Origin of the sequence: Pseudomonas sp. MF7453, assembly GCF_016405455.1 — a bacterium.
GTDB classification, from domain to species: Bacteria; Pseudomonadota; Gammaproteobacteria; order Pseudomonadales; family Pseudomonadaceae; genus Aquipseudomonas; species Aquipseudomonas paralactis.
The window spans coordinates 727,218-739,810 of sequence record NZ_JAEKCN010000001.1 but is presented as its reverse complement, the minus strand read 5'-3'; the positions used below and the strand labels follow the sequence as shown (position 1 = coordinate 739,810).

General features: G+C 60.4%; 11 protein-coding genes and 1 pseudogene. 1 reads left to right on the top strand and 11 read right to left on the bottom strand.

From position 1 onward, the window contains the following. Positions 1–30 precede the first annotated feature (30 nt). On the bottom strand, positions 31–1,044 hold the full coding sequence (locus JFT63_RS03510; protein WP_198843463.1) for an ABC transporter substrate-binding protein: 1,014 nt from the start codon (positions 1,042–1,044) through the stop codon (positions 31–33). A gap of 166 nt (positions 1,045–1,210) precedes the next feature. On the opposite strand from JFT63_RS03510, the gene JFT63_RS03505 reads away from it, so the two are divergent. Continuing rightward, on the top strand, positions 1,211–1,642 hold the full coding sequence (locus JFT63_RS03505; protein WP_198843462.1) for a hypothetical protein: 432 nt from the start codon (positions 1,211–1,213) through the stop codon (positions 1,640–1,642). Between the two features lie 247 nt (positions 1,643–1,889). Here the strand turns inward: JFT63_RS03505 and JFT63_RS03500 are convergent. The 10 genes and pseudogenes from JFT63_RS03500 to JFT63_RS03455 form a co-directional block, all read right to left on the bottom strand. Further along, a pseudogene (locus JFT63_RS03500) lies at positions 1,890–2,681 on the bottom strand (alcohol dehydrogenase catalytic domain-containing protein); the annotation flags it as partial. An 83-nt stretch (positions 2,682–2,764) separates the two neighbouring features. Beyond that, entirely contained in the window at positions 2,765–3,883 is a 1,119-nt protein-coding gene (locus JFT63_RS03495; RefSeq protein ID WP_198843461.1) for a carboxylate-amine ligase, read from the bottom strand. Positions 3,884–3,889: 6 nt separating this feature from the next. Continuing rightward, positions 3,890–4,834, bottom strand: coding sequence for a methyltransferase (locus JFT63_RS03490; protein WP_198843460.1), 945 nt, complete (start codon positions 4,832–4,834; stop codon positions 3,890–3,892). Positions 4,835–4,845: 11 nt separating this feature from the next. Next, a complete protein-coding gene (locus JFT63_RS03485; RefSeq protein WP_198843459.1) occupies positions 4,846–6,225 on the bottom strand; it encodes an iron-containing redox enzyme family protein in 1,380 nt (459 codons plus the stop codon). Positions 6,226–6,518: 293 nt separating this feature from the next. After that, entirely contained in the window at positions 6,519–8,261 is a 1,743-nt protein-coding gene (locus JFT63_RS03480) for an ABC transporter substrate-binding protein (protein ID WP_044273975.1), read from the bottom strand. Between the two features lie 161 nt (positions 8,262–8,422). Continuing rightward, positions 8,423–8,695 carry a DUF2160 domain-containing protein gene (locus tag JFT63_RS03475; RefSeq protein WP_014718862.1) on the bottom strand — a complete coding sequence of 91 codons (273 nt, stop codon included), beginning with the start codon at positions 8,693–8,695 and terminating at the stop codon, positions 8,423–8,425. An 11-nt stretch (positions 8,696–8,706) separates the two neighbouring features. Next, complete coding sequence (locus JFT63_RS03470) at positions 8,707–9,507, bottom strand: carbohydrate ABC transporter permease (protein WP_198843458.1); 801 nt, start codon at positions 9,505–9,507, stop codon at positions 8,707–8,709. A 10-nt stretch (positions 9,508–9,517) separates the two neighbouring features. Beyond that, complete coding sequence (locus JFT63_RS03465) at positions 9,518–10,384, bottom strand: carbohydrate ABC transporter permease (protein WP_003192014.1); 867 nt, start codon at positions 10,382–10,384, stop codon at positions 9,518–9,520. Then, positions 10,381–11,478: an ABC transporter ATP-binding protein gene (locus JFT63_RS03460; RefSeq protein WP_198843457.1), complete on the bottom strand. Its 1,098-nt coding sequence runs from the start codon at positions 11,476–11,478 to the stop codon at positions 10,381–10,383. The genes JFT63_RS03465 and JFT63_RS03460 overlap by 4 nt, the downstream gene beginning before the upstream one ends. Beyond that, on the bottom strand, positions 11,478–12,572 hold the full coding sequence (locus JFT63_RS03455; RefSeq protein ID WP_057703149.1) for an ABC transporter ATP-binding protein: 1,095 nt from the start codon (positions 12,570–12,572) through the stop codon (positions 11,478–11,480). The genes JFT63_RS03460 and JFT63_RS03455 overlap by 1 nt, the downstream gene beginning before the upstream one ends. Positions 12,573–12,593: the final 21 nt, after the last annotated feature.

Here is a 12,593-nt window from a genome sequence, read left to right as displayed (position 1 = left end):
AGTTGACTGTATTTCATAGCCGCAGAGGGTTTAGCTACCCGCACCGCCATGGGCTTCTTCGAAGAAATACTCTTTCCAGCTCGCCGCCTTGTTTTTCAACACCCCCAACTCCTGCAACTTCTCGGCATAGATAAAGGTGCGCTGGGGCACGATGGTGAAGTCGATTTCCGGGTCCTGGACGATTTTCTCCACCAGGTCCAACGGCAGCCTGGACTGTTCGACGCGGATATATGCCTTGGCGGCCGCAGGCTTGTCGGCTTTGATGATCTGCTCGGCCTCGGCCAGCGCGGCGTAGAACGCCTTGTAGGTCCGGGGGTTTTCGTCGTGGAATTTCTGAGTGGTGTACAGCACGTTGAACGTCGCCTGCCCGCCCAGGATGTCGTAGGAGCTGAGCACCTTGTGTACGTTGGGATTCAACAGTTCCTGATACTGGAACGGCGGGCTGGAGAAGTGCGAGTTGATCTCCGAACCACCGGCAATCAGCGCGGCGGTGGCATCAGGGTGCGCGAGGCTGATGGAGATGTTGTCGAATTTCTTGTAGTTGGCGTCGCCGAACTGCTTGGCGGTCTCGATCTGCAAGGTTCGGGACTGGAACCCCACACCGGCGGCGGGCACGGCAATGCGGTCGGTCTCGCTGAAGTCCTTGAGGCTCTTCACATTGGGGTTGTTGGTGAGCAGGTAATTGGGCATCGAGCCGAGGGAGGCAATGGCCTTGACGTTCTGCTTGCCCTTGGTGCGGTCCCACAGAGTCAGCATCGGCGGTACACCGGCCGAGACCACATCCAGCGCGCCGGCCAGCAACGATTCGTTCATGGCGGTAGCGCCGGAGATGCTGTTCCATTCCACCTGGATATCCAGGCCTTGCGCCTTGCCGTGCTTTTCGATCAGATGCTGGTCGCGCACCACGTCAAGGATCAGGTAACCAATGCCGAACTGCTGGGCGATGCTGATCTTGCCTTCGGCCTGGGCACCGGGGCTGAGCAAGGCGCTCGCGGCGGCCAGCGAGGCGGCCAGGAGGGGCAACGAGGAACGCTTGAAGGTCATGAAAGAGTCCGCTGCGATATCGAGAAGGTGATGGAGCGTAGCGACGTTTTTTAAGACACGAAAAGAATATCGGGATCTATTGTTATGCAAATAATCCCCAAACTAGCGCTCGGCTGGTATTGTGCCGCGCTTTGAAATACCGCCACCGATTGCGAGGAAATGGACGTTGAACACTGACGAAAAAATGACCGGAGACCTGTTTGAGGTTGATAAACGCCTGTCACTCAAGCCCGTGGTGGACTTCAACGCCTACCTGCGCAGCGCCTTCGGCGATGGCCCTTGTACCTGCGTACGTTGCGCTGCCAGTGGCGGTGATGAAACCGGCTATGAGTTCCAGCACACCTTTTCCTTTGATGCCAAACCGATGCATCGGCGTTTCGCTTCGACGGCCGGCAGCGATGTGTTGATGGCGTTGAAGAAGGCATGGTTGTCGTACACCAAGGCCGAGTTGCCGCTCAGTGGTGTGCTGGTGCTGGACACGGTCAAGGAGTTTGTCGAGCCGCAGTTGCACAAGCGCCTGGCGCCGTTGTTTGTGGCCAGTAGGTTGGTCAAGGATGTGGACGGTGAGTTGCGCATTCAACCCCAAGCCATGGCCTGACAGCGTCTAATGGTGTATGCCGATCTTTAAAGGCTTTGTGTAGGAACGAGCTTGCTCGCGAAAAACTCACAGGCGCCATGTTTAATCAGGAAACACGCGTTATCGTTGACGTTTTTCGCGAGCGAGCTCGCTCCTACGGGTCTAGAAACCGGGGACACCCTGCACGCGCAGCTCTGGGGTCAGTTCCTCTTCAAGCGGCTCGGTCAGTGGCCGATCACTGATCCCCGGCAGCAGGATCACCTTGCGTCGCATCAATCACTCCGTCGACGCCACGCATACCGGCGGTCTGGCGGATGATGGTGTCGGCAGGGTCGTCATCTTCTTCGAAGTTGATCGGGATCACGCCGTACATCTGCTGTGCGTAAGCCAGCCGGTACGGATGATCGTCGACCATGAAGATCTGCTCGGCCCCCAGCATCTGCGCGCACGCCGCACTCAGCAGCCCCACCGGGCCGGCGCCATAGATCGCCACGCTGGAACCCTGGCCGATGCCGGCATTGGTCACTGCCTGCCAGGCGGTGGGCAAAATATCCGAGAGGAACAGCACCTTTTCATCCGCCAGGGTACCGGGCACCTTGAACGGACCAGTGTTGGCCTTGGGCACCCGTACCAATTCCGCCTGGCCGCCCGGCACGCCACCATACAAGCGGCTGTAGCCGAACAGCGCCGCCCCCGGTGGGATCGCTTTTTTATTCAGAATGGCGCCGCGCCCGTCGTTGGTGGTTTCGCAGGCGGCGAACTGCTGCAACTGGCAGAAAAAGCAGTCACCGCAGGCAATCACAAATGGAATCACCACGCGGTCGCCACGTTGCACAGCCGTAACCGCTGGACCTGTGTCTTCGACGATACCCATGAACTCATGGCCGAAGATATCGCCGTGTTCCACGGTTGGGATTTTACCGCGGTACAGGTGCAGGTCCGAGCCGCAGATTGCGGTCGCGGTGACACGCAGAATGATGTCATCGGGTTGTTCAATGATCGGATCGGGCACCGTATCGACCTGCACCTTGTGTGCGCCCTGGTAAGTCATCGCTCGCATGATCTGCGCTCCTGCCGTTGAGGGGTTACTAGATAAGGGCCGCGCAGCGCGCCGGTGTTCCCTCTACGAGGGGCGGCACCCGATCAATGGTCGCCGCGACTTTGGGCCAGCAGATGGTCGACTACGCTGCGCAGGCTGGCCACCTCATCGACACCCTCGTCGCGGGCCAGGGCGTACCAACGCAACTGCTCGGTCGCACTGTTGCCGCGCCGCAGCAGCGCTTGCAGCGTATCGAACAGCTGCGGCTCGCCCATGGCCTCCGCGGTGGAGCCGAACGTCTGGCGCGCGCAGTGCAACCATTGTTCGGCGCTGCCCATGGCGCCGGTGTCATCCAATGCAAAGTGGCCGCCCGCGCCGTAGCGTTTAGCCTGCCAGCGATTTTCCTTGAGCAGCCAGCGCGTCTGGGCAGTGAACCCGGCGCCGGGCCGCTCAAGGCCGCAGGCGTGGGTGACCATGACGCGAAACAGCGCGGCCAGGGCCAGGGCATCCGCCAGCCGCGGGCAGGCATCGGTCATGCGCAGTTCGAGGGTTGGGTAACGCGCCGCCGGGCGAATGCCCCACCAGCCATTGCCATCGGCCTTGATCGCGCCCATGCGTTGCAGCACCGCGAGGTAGTGCAGGTACTCGTTCCAGTCGGCGAAATGTTCCGGCACGCCCATGCGCGGCCATTCATCGCACGCGGCCTGGCGGTAGCTCATAAACCCGCTGGGTGCGCCGTCCCACAATGGCGAGGAGCAACTGAGCAGCAATAACAGCGGCAGCCAGGGTGATACCTGATTCATCACGGCGATGCGGTCATGGGTTTGCGGCACCTGCACGTGCACATGCAGCCCGCACAATAGGCTGCGCCGGGCTACGTATTGAATATCGTCGAACAACTGCTGGAAATGGGCCTGGTCGGTGGGCCGCTGTTCGCGCCAGTCGGCCAACGGATGGCTGCCGGCACATACCACGCCGAGGCCAAACTCACCCAGGCGCTGCGCCAGATTGCGGCGCACTGTAGCCAGGTAATCCGCGGCTTCAGCGCTGGCACTGAATACCGGTGACGCAACTTCGATCTGGCCCTGGAACATCTCATACGAGAAGCCAGCGCCGATCGCCTCGCGACACGCCGCCAGCACCGCTGCCGAAGGCTCGCCGAGCATCCGGCGCGTGTGCAGGTCGGTGATGAAGTATTCCTCTTCGATACCGAAAGTAAGCATCAAGGGTCAACGCAGTCGAGTGACCGTGAGCGCAACCACCGCGATGCGCTCCACGCGTTCATAACCAGGTTTCTCCAGCTCCTCACCGAAGACATCAGGGTCCAGTTCGCGATAGGTCCAGCCATAGGCATCACTGCCCAGCAACGGTTTGACCGCATCAAGGAAAGGATCGCCACCCGCCACCATGGCTACCCCGGTGTACAGCAGCAGGCTGCCACCCAGGGCCAGACGCCCGAGGGATTCGCTGACGATGCGCACCGACAACTGCTCGCCCAACGCTCCCCCGCCATGGCGATAGGCACGCTGGCGGTCGTCGTTCATGTACGGCGGGTTGGCAACGATCAGGTCGAATTGCCCCTCAACGCTGGCCAGCACGTCACTGTGGTACACACTGACGTTACTCAACCCGGCCAGTTCGGCGTTCACAGCAGTCAGGCGCAGGGCGCGGGGGTTGATGTCCACCGCCAGCACCTGGGCGTCATGCCGGGCACGGGCAACCACCAATGCGCCCACACCGGCGCCGCAGCCAATATCTACAGCGCGCTTGAGCGGTTCAAAACGCTGCTGCAAATGGGCTTCGATCACCTGGGCAAAACGGTAGCTGTCGGGGCCGAAGAACACCGCGTCCGCTTGCACCGTAGGGTAAGGTGAATGGGCGAACAGCAGGTCGTCGAGGCTCGACCAACGTACCGTGCTGCGCCATAAGGCGTCGTGCTTTTCGATCACATCGGCTTGCTGCAACTCTTCGCGAAACGCCTCGGGCAACAGGTCGTGGTCGAACGGCATCGACCAGCCGAATACGTCGCGCAGGGTCATCGCCAACGGCGTCGCCAAACGCCGGTAGACACGCTCGTGGGTCAAGGGCGTCGGCGTAATGAAGCGGTAACCGCTTTCCTTCAACCCTCGGCCCAGGTTCAGCAAGGCGCGATCAGAGAGTTGTTGGGCAGACATAGATACATTCCTTAGCGCAAACGCGCGCGCAGTTGGATAAAGCGGCGAGTGGCATACAAGCCTGCGGGGCTGCTGTGGCGGCGTGCCGACAGCCACGGAATCAGCGCGTTGAGCTGTTGCTCGTCAGGCAGGTTCCACAGCGAATCGGCCAGGGCCTGGGTGTCGGGGTCTGCCGGGCGGTGATGGTCGCGGGCAAGCCGGCTGCCGCGCCCCGGCCGCACCGGCGGCACACGCTGACCGCTGGCCCAGTCAGCAGCGATCCAGTCATGCAGCAGCTGTTTTTCCGCTGCGCTGAACACACCGAACATCGCCGCACCCGCCCCCTCGATCAACTGCCAGAAACGGCTCTCGGCCGGGTCCTGGTTGCGCTTGATCCAGCCCTTGTCTTGCAAGGCGTTGAGGAAATCACCGATCTGCCCTGGCTTGGCCAACCATTGGTTAACGGTCTGGCCTTCGAAGCGGCAGTAGTCCGAGTGCATGTGCTGGCCGAAGGTACGCTTGCGCTCAAGCATCGCGACCACCTCATCTTGCAGGTTGAACTGCTGGATCACCGCCGTGGTACCGGGGCCAAGATCGTTAAGGCGATAGCCAGCGGCGACACGGCGATAAAAGTCTGCCCTGCCCTCGCCCAGCGGCAGCAGGCCCAGCACCGCTTGTGCAGCCTTGCAGGCGTGGCCGCTGCTGGCGTTGTCGATGGTCACATGGAGGGTGAAGTAATAGGGGTCAATGCCCAGTTCGCTGAGTTCGTAAGCGGTGATCAGCAGGTGCAGCGGCAGTTGTTCGTAGCCCAGGTTATAGCCGATAACTTCCGGCAAAAACTCCTCGGCGCACAAGCCCAGGGCCAGTTGCAGCGCACCTTGCAGGTAGTGCTCGTCCTCAAGCCCGGCTTCGCTGTCGGCGTCGTGATCACTGAGCAGCTTGCGATAGATCACCACATGGTTCTGCGCGGCTTCACCATCGCCCAATTCTTCCAGATAGGTGGTGAGCAAGCCGTCAAAGCGCTGGTCTTGCCAGTAGCGCAGCAGGCCGTAGAGCCAGGCGCCATCCACCTGTTTGGTCGGCGCCACGCGTTGCAGCACGTACAACGCGTGGGCTTTGTTGTGGAAATAGCGTCGTGGCCGCCCTTGCTGGCGCTGTTCAAGATAATCGGCATAGGCCTGAGCCACGGCGGCGCAGCGCTGCTCGACCCAGGCCGTGAGTTGTTCGGGCGCCTCAGGCAAGTCGCAATCGGTTTGCTCTACCTGGGCCAATTGATCCTGCAGGTATTCACGCGCCAGCTCGGCGGCGTCTGGCGTTTCGCCGTACAGCTGTTGATACACCCGTTGATGGCGGCCCTGGGCCGAGTCGGTGAGAGAGGCCGGCTGGCCTGACAGCGCTGTAAGGAGTGTCATGATGGCAGTTTCCGCAAAGTCCGTTACAACGGGCCTCCCACAAGGTGGCCCCGCAAGAGCGCTCAACATCACGCGCTTCTAAAATGCAGAGCGTCGGGGCGTGCGGAAAATTCAAATGGCGTTGAGTTGGGAGGGATAAGCGGTCGTTTTTCAGGGCGCACAAAACCAAAATGCGTGTAGGAGCGAGCTTGCTCGCGAAAAACTCACAGACGCCACGTTTATTCAGGAAACACGCGTTATCGTTGACGTTTTTCGCGAGCAAGCTCGCTCCTACAGGGGTTGAGATGGCGCTATTACTTGCGCGCTGCCTCCCACTGCTTGAGCAGGTCGTTGTAGTTCACGGTTTCACCCTTGGGCTTCTCGTTGGCCAGTTTCGGCTTCGGTGCGCCCGGCTGGTCGAACCAGTATTGTGCGTCACGCTCTGGGTTCATTTTCGGGCCGCATACCGGTTGCACCTTGGAGCGTTCCAGGCGCGTCATGATCGCATCCTGCTCCTTGGCCAGGTTGTCCAGCGCCTGTTGCGGGGTTTTCTCGCCGCTGGCTGCGGCGGCGATGTTGCTCCACCACAGTTGCGCCAGGCGTGGGTAGTCGGGCACGTTGGTGCCGGTCGGCGACCACTCGGTGCGCGCCGGGCTGCGGTAGAACTCCACCAGGCCGCCGAGTTTGGGCGCCATGTCGGTCATGGCCTGGGAGTTGATATCAGACTCTCGAATCGGTGTCAGGCCGACGATGGTCTTCTTCAGCGATACGGTTTTGGAAGTCACGAACTGCGCGTAGAGCCAGGCCGCGAGTTTCTGCTTCTCGGGCGTGGACTTGAGGAAGGTCCAGGAGCCTACGTCCTGATAGCCCTTCTTCATGCCCTTTTCCCAGTACGGCCCGACCGGCGACGGCGCCATGCGCCATTTCGGCGTACCGTCGGCGTTCACTACCGGCAGGCCCGGTTTGACCATGTCGGCGGTAAACGCGGTGTACCAGAAGATCTGCTGGGCAATGTTGCCCTGGGACGGCACCGGGCCGGACTCGGAGAAGGTCATGCCCGCCGCTTCCGGTGGCGCGTAGGCTTTCATCCAATCCACGTATTTCTGCGTGGCGAATACCGCCGCCGGGCCGTTGGTGTCGCCGCCACGGGTGACGCTGGAGCCCACCGGATGGCAGTCCTCTACACGAATGCCCCACTCGTCCACCGGCAAGCCGTTGGGCAAGCCCTTGTCGCCGCCGCCGGCCATGGAGAACCAGGCATCGGTGAAACGCCAGCCCAGGGACGGGTCTTTCTTGCCGTAGTCCATGTGCCCATAAATGCGTTTGCCGTCGATTTCCTTGACGTCTTCGCTGAAGAACTTGGCGATGTCTTCATAAGCCGACCAGTTCACCGGTACGCCGAGGTCGTAGCCGTATTTTTCCTTGAACTTGGCCTTCAGCTCCGGGCGCTCGAACCAGTCGGCGCGGAACCAGTAGAGGTTGGCGAACTGCTGGTCGGGCAACTGGTAGATCTTGCCGTCCGGCGCGGTGGTAAACGACAGGCCGATAAAGTCCTTGAGGTCCAGGGTGGGCGAAGTGAAGTCCTTGCCTTCGTTGGCCATCAGATCGGTGATGGACTCGGTCTTTCCGTAGCGAAAGTGCGTACCGATCAGGTCCGAGTCGTTGACCCAGCCGTCATAGATATTCTTGTCGGACTGCATCTGGGTTTGCAGCTTCTCCACCACGTCGCCTTCCTGCAGCAGGTCATGGGTAAGCTTGATGCCGGTGATTTCACTGAAGGCCTTGGCCAGCACCTTGGACTCGTACTCGTGGGTGGTGAGGGTTTCCGACACCACGTTGATCTTCATCCCACGGAACGGCTCCGACGCCTTGATAAACCACTTCAACTCTTCAAGCTGTTGGGCTTCGCTGAGGGTTGAGGGTTTGAACTCGCTGCCGATCCATTTTTTTGCGGCATCTTCATACGCATCGGCCCAGGCCGAAGCGCTCAAACCACTGAGGGCCAGTACGGCGGCCAATGAAATGCTATGTCGCAGCTTATTGTTTTTATTCAACATAGAGACCTCCAGGTTAGTTTCAAACGGGCTATCTGCAACCACCTCCCTTGTAGGAGCGAGCTTGCTCGCGAAGCACTCAAAGACACCGCGGGCTACCAGGAACACTGCGTTATCGTTGACGATTTTCGCGAGCAAGCTCGCTCCTACAGGGTTGTGTAGACCTAGCCCCAACGCATCACACTCAACAGCCATACCAGGGAGAGCGCGGACGCCACCCAGATGCTCCAGTCGGTAACGCCAATGACCAGCAAATGCAGGTAGGCGCTGCCGAGAAGACCGATAAACAAGCGATCACCACGGGTGGTGCTGATCGGCAGCAACCCGCGCCGGGGGATGCTCGGCGAACGCAGCTCCCAGGTGGTCATGCCCGCCAGAATCAGGGCGATGCCGCCAAAGAACAACGCAGTGGGGGTGGTCCAGGCCATCCATTCCATCATCGACTCCTCTAGACCCGGCCGAGGGCAAAGCCCTTGGCCACGTGGTTGCGAACAAACCAGATCACCAACATGCCAGGGAGGATAGTCAACACGCCCGCTGCCGCCAGGACGCCCCAATCAATCCCCGATGCTGACACCGTGCGGGTCATCACCGCCGCGATGGGCTTGGCGTTGACCGAAGTCAGGGTGCGCGCCAGCAGCAGTTCGACCCAGGAAAACATAAAGCAGAAAAACGCCGTGACGCCGATGCCGGAGCCGATCAACGGAACAAAAATTTTCACAAAGAACTTGGGAAAACTATAGCCATCGATGTAGGCGGTTTCGTCGATTTCCTTGGGCACCCCAGACATGAAACCTTCCAGGATCCACACTGCCAACGGCACATTGAACAGGCAATGGGCCAGGGCCACGGCAATGTGCGTGTCGAATAACCCGATGGAGGAATACAGCTGAAAAAACGGCAGCAAAAACACCGCAGGCGGCGCCATGCGGTTGGTCAGCAGCCAGAAAAACAAGTGCTTATCACCCAGGAAACGATAGCGCGAGAACGCATAGGCCGCCGGCAGCGCCACGCTCAGAGAGATCAGCGTGTTCAGACTCACGTAGTACAGCGAGTTGAGGTAGCCGGTGTACCAGCTTGGGTCGGTGAAGATCACCTTGTAGTTGGCCAAGGTGAAATCCTGCGGAAACAGGGTCAAGCCGCCGAGGATTTCGGTGTTGCTCTTGAAGGACATGTTCAGCAGCCAGTAAATCGGCACCAGCAGGAACAGGATGTAGATCAGTAATGGAATAAGCTTGCGCTTGCTCATGTTGGCGGCCTCAGCGGTTGGCGTCGGAATGGGTCATGGCGGTGTAGAACAGCCAGGACACCAACAGAATGATCAGGAAGTACACCAGGGAAAACGCCGCCGCCGGGCCCAGGTCGAATTGGCCGACGGCCATCTGGGTAAGCGTCTGACTCAAGAAAGTGGTGGCGTTCCCCGGCCCGCCGCCGGTGAGCACGAAGGGTTCGGTGTAGATCATGAAGCTGTCCATAAACCGCAGCATTACCGCGATCAGCAGCACGCTTTTCATCTTCGGCAACTGGATATGTCGGAACACCGCCCAGGCCGATGCACGATCAATCCGTGCGGCCTGGTAGTACACGTCCGGAATGGCCCGCAAGCCGGAGTAGCACAGCAGGGCCACCAATGAGGTCCAGTGCCACACATCCATCACCAGCACGGTGACCCAGGCGTCCATGGTGTTCGCCGCGTAGTTGTAGCTGATGCCCAGGGCGTTGAGGGTCGAGCCCAGCAGGCCGATGTCGGCGCGGCCAAAGATCTGCCAGATGGTGCCGACCACGTTCCACGGAATCAGCAAGGGAATGGCGAGGATGATCAGCACCAGCGAGGACCAGCGGCCCTTGGTGGGCATGGTCAGGGCGATGGCGATGCCCAGCGGGATCTCGATCAACAGCACGCAGGCCGAGTAGATGAACTGGCGCAGCAGCGAGTCGTGCAGGCGTGGGTCGAGCAACACCTGCTTGTACCAGTCGGCCCCGACGAAATAGCGGCTGGACTGGTCGAAAATGTCCTGCACCGAATAGTTGACCACGGTCATCATCGGGATCACCGCACTGAACGCCACCAGCAGGAACACCGGCAACACCAGCCACCAGGCCTTGTTGTTCTGCACCTTGTTCATGGCGCCACCTCCAGCAGGTAATCGTCGGCGTAGAGCATCAGCCATTGAGCGGGGAAGCTGATGGACGCCCTGCCTTCCGGCACCGGTTTGTCTTCGGCCAGGCGCACTTTAAGCGTGGCGCCGTCAAGGTTGAGGGTCATGATTTTGTAGGTGCCCAGGTCTTCGACATGCAGGACCTCGGCTTGCAGGGCGTCAGGGTTGTGCTCATCCCATACGTGGATAAACTCCGGGCGGATGCCGACCTGGAGTTTTTTGCAGTCGGTGACGTTGAGCCGTTGCTGCAACGCCTCCGACAGCGGCAGGAAGGTGTTGGCAAACCCTATACCGCCAGGCTTGGCCTGCACCTCAATCAGATTCATCCCCGGGCTGCCGATGAAATAGCCGACAAAGGTATGGCTCGGCCGCTCGAACAGTTCCCGCGGCGTGCCGAACTGCACGATCTGCCCGCCGTACATCACCGCGATCTTGTCGGCGAAGGTGGAGGCTTCCAGTTGGTCGTGGGTAACGTAGACCATGGTGATGTTGAACTGCTCATGGATCTGCTTGAGCTTGCGCCGCAGTTTCCACTTCAGGTGCGGGTCGATCACCGTCAGCGGCTCGTCGAACAGGATCGCCGACACGTCATCGCGTACCAGGCCACGGCCCATGGAGACTTTCTGTTTTTCGTCGGCGGTGAGGTTGCGGGCTTTTTTGCTCAGCAGGGTTTGCAGGTCAAGAACTTCGGCAATTTCCTGCACCTTGCTGTGAATTTTCGCCTCGGCCATGCCTTGGTTTCGCAGCGGGAAGGCCAGGTTATCGAACACCGTCATGGTGTCGTACACCACCGGGAACTGGAACACCTGGGCGATGTTGCGCTTTTCCGGGGTCAGGTCGTTGACCACTTGGGTGTCGAACAGTACCTGGCCTTCGGAGGGGCTAAGCAGGCCGGAAATGATATTGAGCAGCGTGGACTTGCCGCAGCCTGACGGCCCGAGCAAGGCGTAGGCACCGCCCTGCTCCCACACATGGTTCATTTCCCGGATGGCGTAGTCTTCTGGCACTGTAGGCGTAGGGTTGTAGCTATGGGCCAGGTTGCGCAAATGGATCTCGGCCATCAGGCAACCCTCGCGACACGGCGCCCGGGGGCCTGGACCAAGCGGCCCTGACCATCGAACACAAACAGTTTATGGGTAGGGATATACACGCGGATCGGCGCGTCCACGTCGTATTCATGCACCCCCGGCAGGTGCAGCACCAGCAGGAAGTGCTCGCTGCGCACATGCAGGAAGGTTTCCGAGCCGCTGATTTCAGCGACCTCCACGGTCACCGCCAGCTCCAGGTCATCGTCATTGCTCGGCACCAGGCTGATATGGCTTGGGCGCACGCCGAAACGGAACTCGCCCTCGCCGATGGGGCGCAGGTCGACGTTGAGTGGGAAATGCACGAAGTTGGCGAAACTCACTTCATTACCGCTGATACGCCCTGGCATCAGGTTGATCGGCGGCTCGGAGAACAGCTCAGCGGCCAGCACGGTCTGCGGCTGGTGGTAGACCTCGGCAGCCTTGCCGCTCTGGATCACCCGGCCTTCATGAAGAATGGTGGTGGTGCCACCCAGGGCCAAAGCCTCGTTGGGCTCGGTGGTGGCATAAATGGCGATGGTGTGGCGCGCCTTGAACAGTTCGCGCATTTCCTGACGCAGCTCTTCGCGCAGTTTGTAGTCCAGGTTGACCAGCGGCTCATCGAACAGAATCAGTTCGGCGTCTTTGACCAGGGCGCGGGCCATGGCGGTGCGTTGCTGCTGGCCACCGGACAGTTCCAGCGGGTGGCGTTGCAGGAACTTTTCGATGCGCAGCATTCTGGCGGTTTCCAGCACCTTGCTCTGGATCAGTTCGTTGGATACACCGGCCTGACGCAACGGCGAGGCGATGTTCTCGAAGACGGTCATGGTGGGATAGTTGATGAACTGCTGGTAGACCATCGACACATTGCGCAGGCGTACCGGCTTTTGCGTGACGTCCACGCCGTTCATCAGGATGCGACCGCTGTCGGGCTTGTCCAGGCCGGCCATCAGGCGCATCAGGCTGGTCTTGCCGGACAGGGTGCGACCGAGCAGCACGTTGAAGGAGCCGGCTTCGAACCGCAGGTTGGCGTCGTCGATCCAGGTTTGGCCGTCGACAACGCGGGAGACATGTTCCAGGGTCAATGACATGACACGACCTTTTTTATTATT